This is a genomic window from Sphingopyxis sp. (assembly GCF_035944815.1).
In the GTDB taxonomy this organism is placed as follows: domain Bacteria; phylum Pseudomonadota; class Alphaproteobacteria; order Sphingomonadales; family Sphingomonadaceae; genus Sphingopyxis.
In genome coordinates this window covers 291,310-311,465 of the sequence record NZ_DASZAU010000013.1, presented here as the reverse complement: position 1 = coordinate 311,465, position 20,156 = coordinate 291,310, and the positions used below count along the sequence as shown (strand labels likewise).

The 20,156-nt window shown below is 65.4% G+C and carries 14 protein-coding genes; 6 read left to right on the top strand and 8 right to left on the bottom strand.

Annotation, left to right across the window (positions count from 1 at the left end):
• Positions 1-5 precede the first annotated feature (5 nt).
• On the top strand, positions 6-1,502 hold the full coding sequence (locus tag VGU00_RS18905) for an altronate dehydratase family protein (protein ID WP_327471308.1): 1,497 nt from the start codon (positions 6-8) through the stop codon (positions 1,500-1,502).
• Here the strand turns inward: VGU00_RS18905 and VGU00_RS18900 are convergent.
• Both VGU00_RS18900 and VGU00_RS18895 read right to left on the bottom strand, forming a co-directional pair.
• Positions 1,499-3,109 (bottom strand): family 43 glycosylhydrolase, encoded by a 1,611-nt coding sequence (locus VGU00_RS18900; RefSeq protein ID WP_414713576.1) that lies wholly within the window; start codon positions 3,107-3,109, stop codon positions 1,499-1,501. The two genes, VGU00_RS18905 and VGU00_RS18900, sit on opposite strands and share 4 nt — an antisense overlap.
• A 78-nt stretch (positions 3,110-3,187) precedes the next feature.
• Entirely contained in the window at positions 3,188-6,034 is a 2,847-nt protein-coding gene (locus VGU00_RS18895; RefSeq protein ID WP_327471306.1) for a TonB-dependent receptor, read from the bottom strand.
• A 258-nt stretch (positions 6,035-6,292) separates the two neighbouring features.
• On the opposite strand from VGU00_RS18895, the gene VGU00_RS18890 reads away from it, so the two are divergent.
• The 3 genes from VGU00_RS18890 to VGU00_RS18880 are packed head-to-tail and all read left to right on the top strand — an operon-like array spanning position 6,293 to position 9,044.
• On the top strand, positions 6,293-7,666 hold the full coding sequence (locus VGU00_RS18890) for a pectate lyase (protein ID WP_327471304.1): 1,374 nt from the start codon (positions 6,293-6,295) through the stop codon (positions 7,664-7,666).
• Between the two features lie 2 nt (positions 7,667-7,668).
• Positions 7,669-8,076, top strand: coding sequence for a cupin domain-containing protein (locus tag VGU00_RS18885; protein WP_327471302.1), 408 nt, complete (start codon positions 7,669-7,671; stop codon positions 8,074-8,076).
• Entirely contained in the window at positions 8,073-9,044 is a 972-nt protein-coding gene (locus VGU00_RS18880) for an alpha/beta hydrolase (RefSeq protein ID WP_327471300.1), read from the top strand. The genes VGU00_RS18885 and VGU00_RS18880 overlap by 4 nt, the downstream gene beginning before the upstream one ends.
• Here VGU00_RS18880 and VGU00_RS18875 read toward each other — a convergent pair.
• The 4 genes from VGU00_RS18875 to VGU00_RS18860 are packed head-to-tail and all read right to left on the bottom strand — an operon-like array spanning position 9,041 to position 13,013.
• Entirely contained in the window at positions 9,041-10,555 is a 1,515-nt protein-coding gene (locus VGU00_RS18875; protein WP_327471298.1) for a carboxylesterase/lipase family protein, read from the bottom strand. The genes VGU00_RS18880 and VGU00_RS18875 overlap by 4 nt on opposite strands.
• The gene (locus VGU00_RS18870; RefSeq protein WP_327471296.1) at positions 10,542-11,555 is read right to left on the bottom strand and encodes a sugar kinase; all 1,014 of its coding nucleotides are present in this window, start codon (positions 11,553-11,555) and stop codon (positions 10,542-10,544) included. Before VGU00_RS18870 ends, VGU00_RS18875 begins: the two co-directional genes overlap by 14 nt.
• A 47-nt stretch (positions 11,556-11,602) precedes the next feature.
• Complete coding sequence (kduD, locus tag VGU00_RS18865; protein WP_327471294.1) at positions 11,603-12,358, bottom strand: 2-dehydro-3-deoxy-D-gluconate 5-dehydrogenase KduD; 756 nt, start codon at positions 12,356-12,358, stop codon at positions 11,603-11,605.
• A gap of 1 nt (position 12,359) precedes the next feature.
• Positions 12,360-13,013 carry an RpiB/LacA/LacB family sugar-phosphate isomerase gene (locus tag VGU00_RS18860; protein WP_327471292.1) on the bottom strand — a complete coding sequence of 218 codons (654 nt, stop codon included), beginning with the start codon at positions 13,011-13,013 and terminating at the stop codon, positions 12,360-12,362.
• A 178-nt stretch (positions 13,014-13,191) separates the two neighbouring features.
• Between VGU00_RS18860 and VGU00_RS18855 the strand changes: the two genes are divergently transcribed.
• On the top strand, positions 13,192-14,259 hold the full coding sequence (locus tag VGU00_RS18855) for a LacI family DNA-binding transcriptional regulator (RefSeq protein ID WP_327471290.1): 1,068 nt from the start codon (positions 13,192-13,194) through the stop codon (positions 14,257-14,259).
• Between the two features lie 3 nt (positions 14,260-14,262).
• On the opposite strand, the gene VGU00_RS18850 is transcribed toward VGU00_RS18855, so the two are convergent.
• Together VGU00_RS18850 and VGU00_RS18845 are read right to left on the bottom strand one after the other, a co-directional pair.
• The gene (locus VGU00_RS18850; protein WP_327471288.1) at positions 14,263-15,942 is read right to left on the bottom strand and encodes a hypothetical protein; all 1,680 of its coding nucleotides are present in this window, start codon (positions 15,940-15,942) and stop codon (positions 14,263-14,265) included.
• Between the two features lie 67 nt (positions 15,943-16,009).
• Entirely contained in the window at positions 16,010-18,619 is a 2,610-nt protein-coding gene (locus VGU00_RS18845) for a TonB-dependent receptor (RefSeq protein WP_327471286.1), read from the bottom strand.
• A gap of 357 nt (positions 18,620-18,976) precedes the next feature.
• Between VGU00_RS18845 and VGU00_RS18840 the strand changes: the two genes are divergently transcribed.
• Positions 18,977-20,155 carry an efflux RND transporter periplasmic adaptor subunit gene (locus VGU00_RS18840; protein ID WP_327471284.1) on the top strand — a complete coding sequence of 393 codons (1,179 nt, stop codon included), beginning with the start codon at positions 18,977-18,979 and terminating at the stop codon, positions 20,153-20,155.
• The last annotated feature ends 1 nt before the right edge of the window (position 20,156 follow it).

Genomic DNA, 20,156 nt, shown 5'->3' with positions numbered 1-20,156 from the left:
CAGCGATGACCGGCGACCGCATAATCCGCGCGATGCGCGTCCATGACGCCGACAATGTCGCGACCGCGATTGCCGATATCGCCGCAGGTGAAGCGCCGTTCGCCGAGTCCGGCGTGCGGGCTTCGGTCGATCTGGGACGCGGGCACAAGATCGCGCTCGCGCCGATCGCGCGCGGCGCCGCAGTGGTCAAATATGGCTTTCCGATCGGCACCGCGACCGCCGACATCGCCGCCGGCGAGCATGTCCACAGCCACAATCTGGCGACCGCGCTCGGCGGGGACGGCGACTATCTTTATGCCGGGGCGCCGGCCGAGGCGCCGCTCGCCGACGTGCCGGCCCGCCGCTTTTCGGGCTATGTCCGCGCCGACGGCCGCGTCGGGACGCGCAACGAGGTCTGGATCTTGCCGACCGTCGGCTGCGTCGGCAATCTCGCCGCGCGCGTCGCGCGGATCGCGGGCGAACGCCACGCCGGGCGCATCGACGGCATCCACGCCTTCAAACATCCCTTCGGCTGTTCGCAGCTCGGCGACGACCTTGGCCATACGCGCGCGCTGCTCACGGCGCTCGCGCAGCATCCCAATGCCGGCGGCGTGCTGATCGTCGGCCTCGGGTGCGAGAGCAACCAGCTCGGCGCGCTTCTCGACCTCATCCCGGCCGAACGCCGCGCGCATATCCGCACGCTGTCGGCGCAGGCCGTCGAGGACGACGAAGCGGCGTGCCTCGAACATATCGACGCGCTGGTCGCGGGATGTAGCGACATGCCGCGCAGCGAAATACCGCTGTCGAAGCTTGTCCTCGGCGTGAAGTGCGGCGGCTCCGACGGCCTTTCGGGCCTCACCGCCAACCCGCTCGTCGGACGCATGGCTGATGCCGTCGCGGCGGCGGGCGGCAAGGTGGTGCTGACCGAGATCCCTGAAATTTTCGGCGCCGAGCAGATATTGATGGACCGCGCGGTGTCGCAGTCCGTGTTCGACGAGACCGTCACGCTCGTCCGCGACTTCAAGGAATATTTTATCCGCAACGGCGAGCCGGTGAGCGAAAATCCGTCGCCCGGCAATATCGCCGGCGGGATCACCACGCTCGAGGAAAAGTCACTCGGCGCGGTGCAAAAGGGGGGCAAGGTGCCCGTCGTCGACGTCCAGCGCTACGGCGGCGAAGCGACGCTGCCGGGGCTGACGCTTCTCGAGGCACCGGGCAATGATGCGGTCTCGTCGACCGCGCTGACCGCAGCGGGCGCGACGATCATCCTGTTCACCACCGGACGCGGCACGCCGCTCGGCTTTCCGGCGCCGACGCTGAAGATCGCATCGAACAGCGCGCTGGCGGAGCGCAAGGCGGGGTGGATCGATTTCGACGCCGGGACGGTGCTCGACGCGGGATTCGATGGCGCGGCGGGCGCACTGCTCGACCTGATCGCCGCGACCGCCTCGGGCGCGCCAACGAAGGCCGAAGCCAATGAAGAGCGCGACATCGCGATCTGGAAATCGGGCGTGACGCTTTAGTCGAGCGCGCGGAAGGCGAAATTGCGAAAGCGCGCCTCGCCCTGCCCGGCCGAATAGAGACCGGGGCGCAACATCAGGAAGCCGCCGCGCACGTTATGGTGGTATCCCGAGACCTCCATGCCGCGGTCGAACCTGACCCACGTCTTCCCGCCGTCGCCGCTGGTGTCGTAGGTGACGATATGGCGGTCGTTGGTCACGCGCATCCGCATCTTCGAACCGTGCGGATTCGCGGGGCGGGCGCGTTCGATGCCATATTGGTGCGTGACGAAACGTTCGCCGTCGAACCCGAGCCCGCAATAGAGTTTCTCGTCATAGAAGAGGATCAGCCCCGCAGTGCCGCCGGGCGCGATCTCGATATCGCATTCGAAGCGATACGCCCGATCGCCCGCGATCAGCAGCAAAGGCGATGAATCGACTGGGGCCCTGCCGCGTGCCTTCAACACCAGCGCGCCTTCCTCGGCGCGCGCCCGGCTGCGTTCGTCTGCAGCAGGCTTGAAGAAATTCCATTTCGCACCGAGCGCGAGCGCGCTGAAATCGTCCGACAACGCCATGCCGTGCGGCCCCGCGACCGTTCCGCCCTTGGGCTTGGCGATCGGCTGCGACAGGTCGCCGCCCTTCATCCTGAACCAGCCGTCGGCGGTCCATTCGATCGGGTCGAGCAGCGCCTGCCGCCCCAATGTCCAATAGCCATTTTCATAGCCATGATAGACGCTCCACCAGTCGCCTGCCGGCCCTTCGACGAGCGTCGCATGGCCGCGCGACCACCATTTTTCGTCCGCCGACTTGGTGTGGACGAGCGGGTTGGCGGGGCAATTCTCCCACGACCCGTGGATCGATTTCGAGCGCGCCGCGATCACCATATGCCCTGTGGGTGGCCCCGCCGTGCCGCCGACCGCGGTGACCATGTAGAAATAATCGCCATGGCGCGTGATCTTCGGCCCCTCGGGCGCGAACCCCTCGACCACCCAGTCGGGGGGATAGCGCCAGGGGTCATAGACATGCTCGGGCTCGCCGATGCGCGACAGGCCGTCGTCGGACAGGCGCACGCGATCGCCGCCCGACAGGAACAGCCAGCGCGACCCGTCCTCGCCGACAGCATGGCCGGGGTCGATATGATTGGGCAGATTGAGGTCGACGGGCTCGCTCCACGGCCCCTCGATCCGGTCGGCCCAGATCACCCAGCTCGTGTTCGGGCCTTTCGTGGGAATATAGAGATAATAGCGGCCCTTGTGCTTCACGAGCTCGGGCGCCCAGACCGACCCGATATTCTTCGTCAGCGCGGGACCGATCGGGCGCCAGTTCACCAGGTCGCGCGAATGCCAGATAACCAGGCCCGGATAGGAGTCGAAGGTCGAAAAGGTCATATAATAGTCGGCGCCATCCTTCAGGATCGAAGGATCGGGATGGTCGCCGGCCATGATCGGGTTGAGGAAACGCCCGTCGCCGAGGTCGGCCTTGCGCTGGCCGTCGAAGCCCTTGGCCCAGACCAGACCGGCTGCGCCCGACGCGGGGTCGGCCGCGAAGACCGACGCCCCGCCGAGCCCCGAAAGGCTGCTTGCCAGCAGGCCCCCGCTTGCCAGTTTCAGCACATCGCGCCGATCGGTCACACCCTTCTCCTCTTCCGAAAAAGAAAGGCCCGGTCCCCGAAATGGAAACCGGGCCTCACCGGGACGAACCCGTCGGCGTCAGATCTTGACGCGCGCGCCGAACAGGAAGGTTCGGCCGAAATGATTATTCTCGTAATTGCGGTCGGCATCGATATCGGTGAAACGATAGCGATATTCGTCGGTCAGGTTGATACCCTCGACCGAGATTTCGATATTCTCGGTGATCGCATAGCGCATCGACGCATCGACGTTGATCGTCGAACCATAGCCTTCGAACACGTTGCCGGTGCCGCTGTTGGCGTCGGCATAGCGGCTGCGATAGCTGATCGAGGCGCGCGCGCTGAACTTGCCATCGTCATAATAGAGCGTGCCGTTATAGGCGCGCTTCGACAGGTTGAAGAGCGTGCCGTTGCGGACCGCGTTGACGAGCGGCCCGAAGGCGCAGTTCGGCGCGACGCAAGTATCGATCGCGGGCCCTGAAACGCTGTAATCGGCGTCGGAATCGACGAAGGTCGCGTTCACGATCCCGCCGAAGTTCGACAGGAAGCCCGGCAGGAATTTGAACGGCGCCTGGAGCGACAGTTCGACGCCCTTCAGCTTCGCCCCCTCGCCATTGCCGATCGAGGTAATCGTCCATAGCTGGCGTTCGGGATCCCCTGCGGCGGGGCTGCTCGGCGGGATGACCGACAGCGGCAAGCCCGTCGACGCGAAGGTCCCGCTGGTCGTCGTCGCAACGGGGAAGCTCGCGATATCCTTCTTGAAGAAGGCGACCGAGAAGATCGATTGCGGCGCGAAATACCATTCGAACGCGAGGTCGTAAGAGGTCGCGCGGAAAGGATCGAGCACGGGGTTGCCGTAGTTGATACGATAGTTGAACCCGTCGACCGTCCCGCCGGGCGTCAGATTGCCGAGCGTCGGGCGCGTCATCACGTCGGCGACCGCCGCGCGGATGATGATGTCGTCGTGCGGGAACAGCGCGAGGTTCATCGACGGCAACCAGTCGTCATAGCTGCGCTTCAGCGTGACGAGCGTACCGCTGGTGAGCCCGCTCGACGTCTGGTCGGTCTTCACATAGCGGACCCCGGCATTGAGCGCGTAGCGCAGGCCGGCGATTTCGCCCTTGGTGTCGAACTGCAGATAGCCGCCCTTCACCTCTTCGCGCACCGCGCGGTTGTTGCCGGCATCGAGCGTCGGCACGCGGTCGTAAAGCTTGGTGAACGCCGTCGTCGCGTCGAGGTTGGGGACGAGCCACTGCGTCGTCGTCCCCGCCGGCTGCCCCGCCTTGCCCAGCGTGAACAGGTCGGCCAGCGCCGAGGTCACCGGGAAGCCATAAATCGCGTTCGGACCGAAGGCCGAGGTCGGCGAACAGGCGATCGTGCCGAGCACGCGGTCGATCCCGCCATTGCCGCACACGACGGTGTCGCGGGTGAAGGCGATGCTGCTGAAGTCGAAACGGCGATAGACGCCGCCCGCCTTGACCGTGAAGCCGTCGGTGACGTCCCATTCGGTGCGCAGCTGTATCGTGCGGAACTTGTTCACCACTTCCGACGGGCGGTCGCGGATTTCGGCGAGCTGGAAATTCGCCGGATCGGTCACGCTGGTCCCGAAGGACAGCAGCGGATTCTTCATATCGCTATAGTCGTAGCGATAGTCCTGCGCGTCGCGGTCGTCGAAGACGATCGTCGTTTCGAGCGGGATCGACGCCGTCGATTTCGACAGGCCGCCGAGCAGGGTGAAACGGAACGTATCGCTGACGTCCTGGTCCCAGGTCGCCCCGACCTGCCAGAATTCGGTCTTGGCCTTGCGCAGATAATGTTCGGTGCGCACCCAGGCATCGTCGAGCGTTGCCGAGATGAGATTGTTGTTGTCGTCGATCACATAGTCGCTGACGTTGATCGAGCGCTCGTTGCTGCGCAGCAGCACCTCGCCCCAGCGTTCGCGGCGCTGATGCTTGAAGTTCGAATAAAGCGCGTCGAGCGAAATCTTGGTCGCGTCGGTCGGCGCGAACTGGATCGATCCGGTCAGGCCGAGACGTTCCTTGTCGTGCGCGATTTCGCCATAGCGCGGAATGCGCGGGTGAAAGGCGAGCGCGACGTCGTCGCAGACTTCGCTGCGGATATAGGATCCGCCCGAGTTCGGCGTGGTCCAGCAGGGCGTGCCGTCGACCGAGTCGAAGCGCCCCTGCGCCCAACGGACGCTGTTGTTGCCGAGTTCGAGCGTCTTCTGCTTCGAATAGGCGGCCGACAGCGCAAAGCCGAGCGTGCCGGCATCGTTGACCCAGCTGAGCAGGCCCGCGACGCGCGGGCCGACCTTTTCCGAAAGATCGTTGTAGCTGCCCTGCGCCGACAGGACGGCGGTGAAGCCGCTCTTGCCGCCGAGCGGGTTGCCGGTGTTGAGGTCGACGACGGCGCCGAGCGAGCCTTCGTCGAGGTCGGCCGACGCCGTCTTGTGGACGACGATCGAGGTGAAGAGTTCGGACGCGAAGACGTTGAAGTCGAACGCGCGGTCGCGGTTCGCCGAAGCGCCGTCGGTCGAGGTCGCGACGGTTTCGAGGCCGTTGACGCGGACGCGGGTGAATTGCGATCCGAGCCCGCGCACCGTGATGCCGCGACCTTCGCCGCCATCGCGCTGGATGGTGATGCCGGGAATGCGCTGGAGCGATTCGGCCAGATTCTGGTCGGGGAATTTGGCGATATCCTCGGCAACGATCGCATCGACCGCGGCGACCGATTCGCGCTTCACGTCGAGCGCCTTGTCGAGCGAGGCGCGGAAGCCGGTGACGACGATCTCGTCCTCGGTCGCGACCGTTTCGTCCGCTGCTGCGGTGTCCTGCGCATAGGCCGGGGCCACCACGAGCACCGCCAGCGACGCGCCGCATGCCAGCCGGGTCAAAGCGCGAACGCTCCGCATTGCATGAATTGCCATTATCATCCTCCCTTGTGCCCCGTTGCCCCCGCTCGCGCAAGAAATGACACCGGTTACTTTGCTGGACAAAGCGATATGGCGCACCGCTTCATCCGTCGATTTTACAGAGAGTGAGATGGGCCGCCGCCATGCGCGACGAACCGGATCAGACCCTCTCCCTGGGAAATATTTTCTCGTTGACCGATTGGGGTAACCGGTGTCAGAAAGATTGCGGATTGCGACGAACATGTCAATACCCCAATGACGAGGAGAGACGGGATGGCCAAAAAGCCTTGGATAACTGCGCTTTTTCTGGCCCTTAGCCTGTCATCCGTTCCCGCGATGGCGGCTGGCGGCGCCGCGCTGGCCTTCCCCGGCGCGGTCGGTCCGGCCGCGCAGACTCCGGGCGGCCGCGGGGGCCAGATCCTCCGCGTCACGACGCTCGCACCCGACGGTCCGGGGTCGCTGAAGGCCGCGATCGAAACACCGGGTCCCCGGATCGTCGTGTTCGAGATAGGCGGCGTGATCGACATGGGCCGCGAGACGATCGAGATCAAACATCCCTATCTGACAATCGCCGGACAGACCGCCCCGGGGCCCGGCATCACGCTGATTCGTACGGGGATCGACGTGAAGACGCACGACGTCGTGATGCGCCATTTGCGCATCTACACCGGCGTCGACGGCCAGCCGAAGCGGAGCGGCTGGGAAGCCGACACCTTCTCCACCGTCGCGGCGCACAATGTCATCGTCGACCATTGCACCCTGATGTGGGGGATCGACGAGAATATGTCGGCGTCGGGCCCGCGCTTCACCGGCAACAGCGTCGATGAATGGCGGAAGGGCACGAGCCACAACATCACTTTTTCGAACAATCTCGCCGCCGAAGGCCTCGCCGACGCCAGCCATCCGAAGGGCGAGCACAGCAAGGGATCGCTGATCCACGACAATGCGACGGGCATCGTTTTCTATCGCAACGTCTGGGCGCATAATGTCGAGCGCAACCCGCTGATCAAGGGCGGCGGGCAGGCGCTGATGATCAACAACCTGATCTACAACCCCCAGCACCGCGCGGTGCATTACAACCTGATGAACCTCGAATGGGTCGGGCACGACTATGTGACGGGACAGATCACCGCGATCGGCAATGTCATGCGCGGCGGCAACGACACCGACAAGGACCTGCCCTTCCTGATGCTCGGCGGCGACGGCGACCTCGAATATTATGGCAGGGACAACCTCCACGTCGACCGCCACGGCGCACCACTTCCCGAATTCGGCCGCTATGGCGAAACGCAGGCGAAACTGATCCGCGCCAAGACGCCGCTCGCGCCGGTCGCCGGCTACAAGATCCTGCCGGTGCGCGATGTCGAAACCTCGGTGCTGTCGACCGCGGGCGCGCGGCCCTGGGCGCGCGACGGCGAGGAGATTCGCGTGCTTTTCTTCGTTGCCGAGGGGCGCGGCGAGGTGATCGACGACGAAAAGGAAGTCAGCGGTTACCCCAAGGTCAAGGAAGTGCGTGCCCCCTTTGTCGAGGGCGACTGGGACCTTGCAACGATGGAGCCCAGGTCGGGCAACTATCCCGGCCAGACGGCGCCGCTGCCACAGGAAAACCTGTCGGCGCGCGACCGCGCGTCGCGGACGGGGAATTGACGATGGGCGCGCTCGTCGCGCTGCTGCTTGCCGGAAGCGCGGCGCCTGCACCGGCGATGGTAGTGATCGACGAGGCGACGACGGTCCGTGAGGAAGCCCCGCCGCATGGGCAAATCGGCATGTCGACCGCCTACCGGATCAGCGACAGCGTCCCGGCGCCGCGCAGCTTCGAGTTTCGTAAGCGCGCACTGCATGTCGGCGCCGCGATCGGCATTCACCCCATCGACCATGACGAGATTTACTATGTCCTGTCTGGCACCGGCGTCGTCCATTCGGACGGCGACGAGAAAGCGTTGAAGGCAGGCACGGCCGCGTGGCTCTACCGGGGCGCCAAGGTCGGTATTCGTCAGACGGGGGACGAACCGCTGGTGTTGATCATCGCCTATCCGAACAAGGCGCCTGCGCCATGACGCTGGACCGGCGCATGCTGCTGTCGGCAAGCCTTGCACTGCCTTTTGCCAGTGCCGCCGCGAAAGAGGCATGGACGCGGCCCACGGGCCTGGCGCCCGACGCGAGCATCGCGCTCTGGCCCGAGGGGCATATCCGGCCGCCCTCGGGGCTCGTCGAAGCGGTCGTCCAGCGCAGCGACGATCCGAACGCCAGCGACCGGATGCTCGAGAAGATCACACGCCCGCGCCTCGACATCTTCCGCCCGGCAAAGCCCAATGGCGCCGCCGTCGTCCTCGCGCCGGGCGGCGGCTATCGATATGTCGTGGTCGACAAGGAAGGCTATGAGCTCGCGCGCTGGCTGAAAGCGCGCGGCGTCACCGTTTATGTCCTCTTCTACCGCCTGCCCGGCGACGGCTGGGCGAACGGCGCCGACGTGCCGCTCGCCGATGCGCAGCGCGCGATGCGGCTGGTGCGCAGCCGCGCAAAGATCGATGGCATCGATCCGGCGCGCGTCGCCTTCGGCGGCTTTTCGGCGGGCGGGCAGGTCGCGACGAGCCTGCTCACGCGCTTCGATGCCAAGGTCTATGATCCGGGCGATGCGGCCGACAGCCTGTCCGCGCGGCCCGATGCGCTCGCCGCCATCTACCCTGTCGTGTCGATGGACCCGGCGATCGCACACGCCGTGAGCCGTGGGAAACTGATCGGCGCCAATCCCGACGCCGCGCGCGAGACGCTTTATTCGCCCGAGCGCAACGCCCGCGCCGACCAGCCGCCGCTGTGGCTGCTCCACGCCGAGGACGACGAGGTCGTGAAGGTCGAGAACAGCGTCCGGCTACGCGAGGCGACGCGCGCCGTCGGGGCACCGATCGAAGCGCATTTCTTCGAACGCGGCGCTCATGGCTTCGGGCTTATGAAGACGGCAGGGCTACCCGTTGCGATCTGGCCCGAGCTGCTGTGGAACTGGCTCGGCGCGCACAAGATCGTCTAGCTGCCGGGCTGGATGTACGGCACCCGCGCGAACAGCTCGCGTTCCCACTGCCGCGGGTCGTTTTCGACGCGGCTCCTTGTATCGAAGATCATCGTCTGCCGCCTCGCAAGCGTGTAGGCTGGCCAGCCCGGATCGCCGGTACGCGCGAAGCGGACGAAAGCATCCATCACCCGGTCGCTCATCGCCTGCTGCGCTGGCGTCGGGTCGGGGATCGTGCCGAAGCTGAGCGCGATATCGTCGGCATGTTTCGCCTGTTCGAAATCGAGCTGGTAGACGAAGCCCGGATGCCCCGCCCGATCGCGCGCCTCGGCTTCCTCGACCTGCCCGCGCCAGCTCCGCGCCGAGGTCACGATGCGATGGAACAGTTCGAGCGGTTCGGCTTTCGGATAGCGGGCGCGAAACTGACCAACGACCCACGACGGCTCGATATCGATCCGCATTTCGGGCGCGATGCGCTCGGCGAGATTGTCGAAATCCAGGCCCGCGAGTTGCTTGCCCTCGGGCGTGTAAAAGGCACGCGTCTCCATCACGGTGTTGCCGAGCATCATCGGGATGCCCAGCGACTGCGGCGCGGCATCGGGCCAGAAGGGATGGCGCGTCAGATGCTTCATATCGAGCACCGGCCCCATATAGACCGAGCCACCGAGGATCGGGTCAGTCGCCGACAGCGCGGCTATAAATTGGTCGACCGGCGCGGTCGCCGGATCGACGCCCTTGCCGAGTTTGTCGAGAAACGCCTGCGCGCGCTTCGTTGCATTGAGCGGACCCGAGGCGGTGACCTGTTGCCCGCTCATCGTGATCGCCTTGTGGAAGAGGCCCTTCGCCTCGGGCATCGCCATCAGCGTCGCGATCTTCGCGCCGCCGCCCGACTGGCCAAAGACGGTGACGTTGCCCGGATCGCCTCCGAACGCCGCGATATTGCGCTGCACCCATTGGAGCGCGACGATCAGGTCGAGCTGACCCGCATTGCCGCTGTCGGGAAAGCGCGGATCGAGGCGCGCGAGATAGAGATAGCCGAGCGCGTTCAGCCGGTGGTTGACCGTGACCACCACGACATCGCCGCGCGCGGCGAGCGCTGCGCCGTCGTTGACCGGATCGGTGACGCTGCCGGTCGAATAGGCTCCGCCGTGGAAATAGACCATCACCGGCTTTTTGCGGACGGGCTTGCGGTCGGGTGTCCAGACGTTGAGGAACAGGCAGTCTTCGTCCTGCGGACGGTATCGGTCGCCGCTTTGCGGGCAAGCCGGTCCGAAGGCGGGAAAGCCAGATCGATATTGTTCGGCCTCGCGAACCGGAACCGGGGCCTGAAAGCGCGCAGCTCGCGCATAGCGGATACCACGGAAGGATCGGGGCGCGGTTTTTGTGAACGCATCTTCCCGGCTCTCGTAAAAGCCGTCAGGCGCCGCCACGCCACTGGTCGCGTTGATTGCCTCGAATCGGAACCCGGACAGAGCGAACCCGGCCGCAGCGCCGAGCACCGCCCGGCGCCCGACACCCTCAACGCCGGACATCTAGTCCGCCGCCGTGGAAGGCGTCGATATCGGCCTGCCCGAAACGGCTCGCATCGCCGGGCAGCGAATGTTTGAGGCAGGTAAGCGCGAGGCCCGATTCGGCCATGGCGCGCGCATCGCCGCCACCGAGATGCGCATGAAGGACGCCCGCGGCAAAGGCGTCGCCTGCACCGATGCGATCGACGATGCCGGTAACGTCGATCTCGGCCGTCTGGTGACAAGTGTCGCGCAAGTCGACGCGCGCCGCGATGCGGTGATGGTCGGCGGTGACCGTGTGCCGCGCGGTCGAGGCGATCAGCCGGAGCCCCGGGAAGGCCGCGAAGCCCGCCTCGGCCGCCTCGCGTCGCCGGTCTTCGCCGTCGCCGCTGAATTCCTTGCCCAGGACCAGCGACAGGTCGCGGTGGTTGCCGAACAGGATATCGGCGCTGCCGATCAGTTCGGACAGAACCTTGCGCGGGTCGCTGTCCCACGCGTCCCACAGCATCGCGCGATAATTGCCGTCGAAGCTGACCGGCACGCCGAGCCGCTTCGCCGCGTGCGCCGCCGCCAGCGCGGCCTCGGCCGAGCGCGGCCCGAGCGCAGGGGTGATGCCCGACAGGTGGAGCAGTCCGGCGCCCGCGAGCAGGCGATCGAAGTCATAGTCTTCCGGCCCCGTCGCTGCGAAACTCGACCCCGCACGGTCGTACACGATCTCCGACGCGCGCAGCCCGGCCCCGACGCTCAGGAAATAGAGCCCCATCCGCCCCGGACAAAGCGTGACGGCCGTGCAATCGACGCCCGCGCCGCGCACCGCCGCCACCGCTCCGCGACCCAGCGCATTCCCGGGAACACAGCTCACCATCGCGCAATCGTGGCCAAGATGCGCGAGCCCGATCGCGACATTCGCCTCGGCTCCGCCGACATGAAGCGACAGCGCCGGCGACTGCATCAGCAGCTCGTTGCCCGGCGCCGTCAGGCGGATCAGCAATTCGCCGAAAAAGACAAGGCGACCGTCGGTCATCTCACTCCCCGCTCACCCTCTCTGTTGCGGAGGGCGATCCGTTGTTGTTATCGCGCGAGCCAGCCGCCGTCGACGGCGAGGATATGGCCCTGCACATAATCCGACGCCGATGACGCGAGGAACACCGCGGCGCCGCCGATGTCGCTCGGGTCGCCCCAGCGGCCCGCGGGGATGCGCTCCATGATCTGGCGGTTGCGCGTCTCGTCGCCTTGCAGCGCGGCGGTGTTGTTCGTCGCGATATAGCCGGGCGCGATCGCATTGACCTGCACGCCCTTCGCCGCCCATTCGTTCGCGAGCAATTTGGTGAGCCCGCCGACGCCCGATTTCGACGCGGTATAGCTCGGCACGCGGATGCCGCCCTGGAAGGTGAGCATCGAGGCGATGTTCACGATCTTGCCCGATCCGCGCGCGATCATGTGACGACCGACGGCCTGACACAGGAAGAAGAGCGTCTTGAGGTTGGTGTCCATGACGGCATCCCAATCCTCTTCGGTGAAGTCGACCGCGTCGGCGCGGCGAATAATCCCGGCATTGTTGACGAGGATGTCGATGCGTCCGAACTCGGCGAGCACCGCGTCGACGAGCGGCTGGACCGCGCCGACGCTCGACAGGTCGGCGGCGAAATTTTCGCCCTTGCGGCCGAGCCCGCGCACCTTGCCCACCGTCTCATCGGCTGCCGAGCGGCCGGCGGCGGCGATATCGGCGCCGGCCTCGGCGAGCGCGAGCGCGATGCCCTGCCCGATACCCGTGTTGGCGCCGGTGACGAGCGCCACCTTGCCCGAAAGATCAAACAGCTTGCTCATGTCAGGCGAGCGCCGGCTCCGCCGACAGGCTCTTGAGATAGGCGCTGATCGCTTCGTCCTGCGAATTGGCATAGAAATAGTCGGCGAACTTCTCGCCCGCGATCGCGGCGCGCAGCAGCTCCTGGTCGACCGTCTTCAGCACGGTCAGCATGTCGTGACATGACGCCGCCTTCAGCTCCTTCAGGATGCCGCGGTTCTTGCGCATGATTTCGGCACGCTCCTTGGGATAGCCGAGGCCGCGCTCGCCATCGAACAGCTTGCGGTAGACATCGCGAAGATTGAGTTCGGCCGCCCAGCCGAAACCCTTGGCATAGGGCATCGAAATCGCGTTGCCGTCGTTGATCTGGCCGAACAGGAATGCGTCGGTCGGGTCGATGATCAGGCCGCAGAAGACGCCCGGCATCGCATTGCACGCGAGCATCGAGCCCATGCCCGTGCCGCAGCCGGTCACGACGAAATCGGCCGCCTTGGAATTGAGCAGGATCCCGGCCAGCAGGCCGTTCATGATATAGGTCAGCGACGCCTTGTCGTCGGCCGAATACATGCCGTAATTGAAAACCTCATGGCCCAGCGGCTCGGCGACCTCGGCCAGCGCCTCATGAATGATGCCATTCTTGGCGGCCTGGCTGTTCTCGGTGATCAGCGCAATCTTCATGATCGGTTCCTTTACTTCCTGTCGGTTCGATTTCCGGCTTGCCGCCTTGCTAGATTTGATGGTAACCGGTGTCAAGAACTATCGGCGGCCCCGGCGGACGGTTGATTTTAGCGGATCGAGCGCCCATCAGCATGGAAAGCGCGAGCGCGGCCAAGGGCTTGCAGGGGAAAGACGGAATATGGCGGCACAGGACAAGGGGCCGGGCAAGGGACCGGGAGGCAAGCAGCCGACGATCAACGACGTGGCGGCGCTGGCCGGGGTTTCGAAAAAGACCGTCAGCCGGGTCATCAACCGTTCGGAATTCCTGACCGAAAAGACGCGCGCGACGGTCGAAAAGGCGATCGAACAGCTTGGTTTCGTGCCGAATCCGCAGGCGCGTGCGCTGGCCTTTCGCCGTAACTTCCTGATCGCGCTGCTCCATGACAATCCCAACGCGCAGACGGTGCTCAACTTCCAGCGCGGCGTGCTCGACGCGATCAAGGACAGCGACCTTGCCTTGCTTGTCCGCCCGGTCGATCGCGGGTCGGACAAAATGCTCGACGATGTCCGCACCTTCCTCGAGAAACAGCGCCCGATCGGCGCGATGCTGCTGCCGCCGATTTCGGAAAATGACGATCTCGCCGCGCTCTGCGAGGATCTGGGCGTGCGCTATGTCCGCATCGGATCGGCACGGATCGACGATGCCAAACATTGCATCTCGTCGAACGACCGCGAGGTCGTGGCCGAAGCGGTGCGCGGGCTGGTCGCGCTCGGCCACCGCCGCATCGGCTTCGTGCGCGGCCCGATCGGCTTCCGCTCGGCGGCCGAGCGCGAAGAGGGCTTCCGCGAAGCGCTTGCCGAGGCGGGGCTCGACCTGCCGGCCGAACTTTATGCCCCCGGCAATTATCGTTACACCGCCGGCATCGAGGCGGGCGAAGCCCTGCTCTCGCTGTCCGCGCCGCCGACCGCGGTCTTCTGTTCGAACGACGAGATGGCGGCGGGCGTGATGAGCGTCGCACATGGCAAGGGCATCAAGGTGCCCGGCGAATTGTCGATCATCGGTTTCGACGACAGCCCGACCGCGACGCATATCTGGCCCGCGCTCAGCACCGTCCGCTGGCCGATCCGCGAGATGGGCATCCGCGCCGCGCAGACGCTTGTCCCCGACTTCCTCGGCCCCGGCGCCAAGGCATCGAACGACGAGACCACGGTCCTCGCGTCGACTTTCGTCGCGCGCCAGTCGGTCGCGCCGCCGCCTGCCCGCTAGGGCTCAACGCCGCCGGCGCGCGAGCTGATAGTCGTAGAGCGACGGCACGGCATCGACCGCCTGCCCCGTCCCCTCGATATAGGGCGCGGGATTATAGCTCACGCTGATCTTGCGGTTCGCATGCAGCCCGACGATCCGCTCGCCCGGGCCTTCGAGCCCGCTCGTGATCGCGACCGTCGCATCGGCGGGAACGCTGCCCGGCATCACCAGCTTCGCATTCCACAACGTGTTGTAGAGCCCATGCCCCGGCTTCCAATAGGGCGCGCCGCCGCCGACCCACAGCTGGTAATGCCAGCCGTCCTTGCCCTGTTTGGGGTCGATGTGCATTTCGATCGCGTCGAACAGATTCTGGTGGTTCGATCCGCTGTGCTGGTCGATGATCGCATCGCGGTCGACGACCGAACGCAGGAAAACCGACCGCGTCGAGCGCGTGTTGATGCTGACCGGATGGATCACCGGGTTCGCGACCTTCAGGTCCTTGACGAGCACATTGTGGACGGCGCCGACATGCACCGAATAATGCGCCCGCCGATTGCCCGTCGTCGTGACATCGGCGATCGTCAGGCTGGCTGCATTGTCGGTCAGCACGCCGCTGTCCGAACTGTCGATCGTCAGTTTCCGGACCCAGCCGTCGAACACGCCGGTCATATAGATGCCGTTATAGCCCTGTTCGAGGTGATGGCCGAACGACGGGGCGTCAGGGAACTGCAGCCGCAAATTCTGGATGCCGACGTTGGTCAGATGCGTCCAGTCGGCGACGACCGCAGGCTGGTCGGCGCGGATGTCGTGGAGCAGCGGATCGCCGAGCGTGACCGTCTTGCCGCGCACCGCCGCGACACGCGTCGCCTGTACGACGACCGGCCGGTTCGGCGAGGTCCAGTGATGCGACCCGATCGGCAAGTCGGTATCGCCATAAAGCGATTTCAATATCTGGCTCTTCGGCCCGTCGACCGAGAACCATTGCAACTGCACGACGTCGCCGGCCTTGAGCTTCGACCCGTCGTCGACGGTCAGCGTACGGCCGAATTGCTTGCCCGCCACGCCGTTCGCGAGCACCGGGTCTCGGACATCCTTGCTGCCGTCGTAGGAGACGGGCCGGCTCTTTTCGGGTGCGACGAGGATCATCCCGCCGGCCCAGCTATATTCGGTGAACAGATAGTCGATATTATGCTCGGGCTCGACCTGCTGCTTTTTCTCGCGCACCAGATATTCGCGCAGCTCGTCATAGTCGCGGCTCTGATCGATCAGCTTCAGCGGGCGCGGGAACCAGAGTTCGCTGCCCCCCGCGCCGTCGCCCGCACCGTCGAGAATGATATCGCTGCGCGTGATGCGCAGCACTTCGGTGATCTGCGTGCGCCCTTTCGGGAAACGCAACGTCACCTTGCCCTTCATCGCATTGGCCGCGGCGAGGGCGCGCAGCACCGCTTTCGTATCGTCGAGCCCGTCGTCGGGAATCGCGCCATGGTCGGTCACGTCGATAATCGTTCCGGCATCGGCCGGAATGGCGGCGAGCCCGAACCCATAACCCGCATAGCTGAAATCGGGCAGCGGATTGGCCTTTGCGACAGCAGGATCCGAAAGGATCGCGGGCAATTTCGCGGGCTGCGCCTGCGCGGGGAAAATCAGCGCCGCGCCCAACGCCAATCCAGAAACGAGGCGCGCAGCCCGGCTACCCATCATCATCAAATACCACTCCCTGCGACCCTTTGGACCATGCCGCCGCCGCGACCGGCGGCACCACTCCAGCTGATCAGAATTTCGCGCGCAACCCGACCGAGAAACGCCGCTCGGACAGGGCATAGCTGTTGAGCGCGGTCGTGTTGAAATTGCTATATTCGGTCGTCGCCGATTTCTTCGGCATCAGATTCTGCGCCTGCAACGACAGCGCGAAATTCTTCGTGATGTCGAGCCCGACCTGCGCATCGAGCTGCGAGCGCGAACCGACGAAGCTCGGCCGGCCTTCGGAAAATTCGAACACCGCCTCGTCGCGGTAATTATAGGCGATGCGCGCCGAGAAAGGCCCCTTCTCGTACAGGCCGACAAGATTGTAGCTGTTCTTCGACACCGCCACGAGCGGGAAGCCCGCCGCATCCTTCGAATCCGAATAGGTGTAGTTCGCGATGATCCCGAAGCCGTCGAGCGGCGACGGCAGGAAATCGAAGAATTGCTGGACGCCGATTTCGAAGCCCTTGATCTTCGCGCTCGACAGATTTTCGGGCCGCGAGAAGGTCAGCTCGCGCCCTTGGTCGTCGAGGCTGAGATCGACGCCGGTGGTCACGAAGCTGGCGATGAAATTCTTGACGTCCTTGTAGAAGACCGCGCCCGAGATCAGCGAGCTTTTGCCCGTATAATATTCGAAGCTGATATCGGCCTGCGTCGAGATCGGCGGTTCGAGATTCACATTGCCGCCGGTGACCGACAGGTTGGTTGCGTTGAAGAAGGTCGACGGCGCGAGGTCGGCGATCGACGCCCGCTGCATCGTCTGCGACCCCGACACGCGGATCAGGAAATCGTCGGTGATGTTGAAGGCGATATTCGCGCTGGGCAGCACATTGGTATAGCGGTTCTTGTCGTTGCGAAGCGTGCTGACCGTGCCGACATTGACGTAAGAGTCGACCGACAGGCGCGTCGCGGCGATGCGGACACCGGCGTTGGCCTTGTACGATATGCCCGCAATCTCGCCCTCGCCCGACACCATCAGGTAACCGGCGAGCGTCTTTTCGCTGAAATCATAGTCGCGCTGGAGGTTGGGAAGCAGCGTCGAGCGCCCGTTCGGATCGGGATTGGGCTCGGCCGCCTGCGCGCGGGTGAAGACATAGTCATAGGTCGGCGACAGGCTGAGGAAATCGCGCGGGAAATTGCCCGCGATATCCGGCAAAAACCCGCCGATCGGCTTCAGGAACGGCTCGATCTCGCCGCGCGTCGGCGTGACCTGGCTGCGGAAGGCATTCGATCGCGCATGCAGGTCGGTGTAGCGCACGCCCGCCGCGATCGTCACGCCGCCGCCACTTTCGTAGCTGACGTCGAGCTTGCCGGTCCATTCTTCGAGCAGGCCGAGCAGGCGGTTGCTGCGCACGCCGTTGGTCGCCGGATTATAGGAGGCATAGTCGGTCGGATCGAAGGTGCCGCCCAGCGTCAGCGACGGAATCCTGTTATCGCGAAAATCGAACGCGCCCGGAACCGGTGCCGTCGCCTGCAGCGTGATGATCTGGATCGTCTGGTCGATCGTGCCCTTGCTGTAATAGCCGTCGGCTTCGATCGTCAGCCCGTTGTCGCCCTCATATTTGCCGTTGAGGCCATAGAGGAAGCTTTCGGTCGGCTCGTTGCGGATCTGTCCCGCGGTGGTCACGGTGCCGTTGGCGTTGCCCGCGACGACCATGCCGTCCTCGACAACGCGGTTGGTGACGGGATTGGCTCCGGTCGGCAGGCGGAAGGCAAAGAAATCCTGGCGGCGCCCGGTCTTCAGCTTCGAATAGAGCGCGTCGGCGGTGACGGTGAATTCGGGCGTCACCTCGAACTGGATCGCGCCGTTGAGCCCGAGGCGCGAGCGGTCGACGGTGAATTGCTCATATTGCAACAGCGTCGGCGTCGGGATCGCCCCGCCGCCGGTGCCCGTATAATTGCGGTTGAGGAAATTGTTGCGCTCGAACGTCTGCGTGCTCGAGGTCCGCTTCTGATATTCGCCCGCGAGCATCACGCCGATACGGCCGTCGGCGAATTTGGTTGTGGCGAACCCCGTGATCGCGGGTTCGAACTTGTCCGAATTTTGTGAATAGGTTCCCTGCGCGCGAACCGAGATCGTCGGTTCCTTGAACGACAGGGGTTTGGGCGTGACGAGATTGACCGTGCCGCCAAGGCCGCCTTCGGCATCGCTCGCGAGCGGAGACTTGCGGACCTCGAGCCGGCCGAACAGCCCCGACGGCACCGAATCGAGACCGGAAGAGCGACCGAGCTGGTCGTTTTCGGGCGGCGACAGGCGCGCCGACCAGCCGAGCAGCGTGCGTGCGTCGACCTCGACGCGGACCTGCTGCAGGCCACGCACCGACACCGACTGGCCTTCGCCGAAGACGCGGGTGATCTGCACGCCGGTGACGCGCTGCAACGCTTCGGCGACATTGGCGTCGGGCAGCTTGCCGACATCCTCGGCGGTGATGACATCCATCACCTGCGCCGCTTCGCGCTTGATGTCGGCCGCCTGTTCGAGCGAAGCGCGGATGCCGGTGACGACGATTGCATCCTCTTCGGTCGAGGCGGCCGGCGCGTCCTGCGCATAGGCCGGCGCCATCGCCAATGCCGCGAGCGAGGCTCCGCCCGCCAGCTTTGCCAAAGACCGGATCGCCCGCGCCGCCTGAATAGCCATTTTCATCCTCCCACCCGGCGCCGGATTTCCCGCCCGCCACGATTTCCCACGGAGATGCGCCCGTTGAGGGGACTTCCGGCCTGCCTGGCCGCGCATCCGATTTTCTGTTTCGTTGTCCGGCACTGGTAACCGGTGTCACGAATGATGCGGGAACTACCGACATCCTGTCAAGCGATAATTGTATGACAACTGACGATTGGTATGACAACTTTCCGCGCACCGGCCGCTTCGCGTGCGCCCCGAAAAAAGTGTCGCAATTTGTCTCAACCCGCCCATTGGGCTTGCCAGCAAGGGGGCAATGGGTTGAATAGGCGCAAATCCTCCCTTCCGCCGCGACCCGAAACGAGATTGACTCCTATGCTGGACAAGAGGCCGCTGCTCCGCGCCGGAGCCCTGTGTGCCATCGCCCTGTCGCTGGCGGCCTGCTCGGCCGAAGAAGAAAAGGGCGGCCGCGGCGCCCCCGAAGTCGGCTTCGTAACCGTCAAGGTCGAGCCGGTACCCGTGACCACATCGCTTGGCGGCCGCGCGGTCGCCTTTGAAACCAGCGAAGTCCGTCCGCAGGTGAACGGCCTGATCCGCCGCCGCCTGTTCACCGAAGGCGCTTTCGTCCGCGCCGGGCAACCGCTCTACCAGATCGATCCCAGCCTCTATCAGGCTAGCGTCGATCAGGCGGCCGCCAACCTTGCGAGCGCCCGCGCCAGCGCACAGGCGGCCGACGAACGCGCACGCCGCCTCGAGCCGCTGGCCAAGATGCAGGCGGTGGCCGAGCAGGATTATACCGACGCGCTGGCGCAGGCGCGCATGGCGCGCGCCGCGGTCGCGCAGAACGGCGCCGCGCTCGAAACCGCGCGCATCAACCTGCGCTTCGCGACGATCACCGCGCCGATCAGCGGCCGCATCGGCCGCTCGCTCGTCACCCCCGGCGGCCTCGTCAGCGCGAGCCAGGCAACGCCGCTCGCGCTGATCCAGCAGACCGACCCGATGTTCGTCGACATGCAGCAGTCGAGCGCCGAGCTCACCACGCTGCGTCAGGCGATCGAAAACGGCGGGGTCACCGCGGGCAGCACATCGGTGCGCCTCCGGATGGAAGACGGCAGCGCCTATCCCTTTGCCGGCACGGTCGAGTTTTCCGATGTCACAGTGAACGAAGCCACCGGCACCGTCACGCTCCGCGCGCGCTTTCCCAATCCCCGTGGCATCCTGCTCCCCGGCATGTTCGTAACCGCGCTGTTCGATCAGGCGGTGAACCCAGAGGCGATCCTGTTGCCGCAGGCCGCGGTCCAGCGCGACTTCGACGGGTCGGCATTCGTCTATCTGGTGGGCAAGGACAATAAGGCGGCGCGGCGCAAGATCGTCGCCGACCGCACCGCGGGGGCAAACTGGGTGATCACCGATGGGCTCAAGCCCGGCGAACGCGTGATCACGCAGGGCATCGGCAATTTGCGGCAGGGCGCGCCGATCAAGCCCGTGCCCGCGAGCAGCGTGCAGCGCGTGGGGGCGCCCAAGGGCGGCGGCGCCGAAGCGAAGGGCAAGTAGC

Excerpts from the sequence above, each read along its gene's own strand:
- VGU00_RS18905 (WP_327471308.1), top strand. The coding sequence starts at position 6 with ATGACCGGCGACCGCATAATCCGCGCGATGCGCGTCCATGACGCCGAC.
- VGU00_RS18895 (WP_327471306.1), bottom strand. The coding sequence starts at position 6,034 with ATGGCAATTCATGCAATGCGGAGCGTTCGCGCTTTGACCCGGCTGGCA.
- VGU00_RS18890 (WP_327471304.1), top strand. The coding sequence starts at position 6,293 with ATGGCCAAAAAGCCTTGGATAACTGCGCTTTTTCTGGCCCTTAGCCTG.
- VGU00_RS18885 (WP_327471302.1), top strand. The coding sequence starts at position 7,669 with ATGGGCGCGCTCGTCGCGCTGCTGCTTGCCGGAAGCGCGGCGCCTGCA.
- VGU00_RS18880 (WP_327471300.1), top strand. The coding sequence starts at position 8,073 with ATGACGCTGGACCGGCGCATGCTGCTGTCGGCAAGCCTTGCACTGCCT.
- VGU00_RS18875 (WP_327471298.1), bottom strand. The coding sequence starts at position 10,555 with ATGTCCGGCGTTGAGGGTGTCGGGCGCCGGGCGGTGCTCGGCGCTGCG.
- VGU00_RS18870 (WP_327471296.1), bottom strand. The coding sequence starts at position 11,555 with ATGACCGACGGTCGCCTTGTCTTTTTCGGCGAATTGCTGATCCGCCTG.
- kduD (WP_327471294.1), bottom strand. The coding sequence starts at position 12,358 with ATGAGCAAGCTGTTTGATCTTTCGGGCAAGGTGGCGCTCGTCACCGGC.
- VGU00_RS18860 (WP_327471292.1), bottom strand. The coding sequence starts at position 13,013 with ATGAAGATTGCGCTGATCACCGAGAACAGCCAGGCCGCCAAGAATGGC.
- VGU00_RS18855 (WP_327471290.1), top strand. The coding sequence starts at position 13,192 with ATGGCGGCACAGGACAAGGGGCCGGGCAAGGGACCGGGAGGCAAGCAG.
- VGU00_RS18850 (WP_327471288.1), bottom strand. The coding sequence starts at position 15,942 with ATGATGATGGGTAGCCGGGCTGCGCGCCTCGTTTCTGGATTGGCGTTG.
- VGU00_RS18845 (WP_327471286.1), bottom strand. The coding sequence starts at position 18,619 with ATGGCTATTCAGGCGGCGCGGGCGATCCGGTCTTTGGCAAAGCTGGCG.
- VGU00_RS18840 (WP_327471284.1), top strand. The coding sequence starts at position 18,977 with ATGCTGGACAAGAGGCCGCTGCTCCGCGCCGGAGCCCTGTGTGCCATC.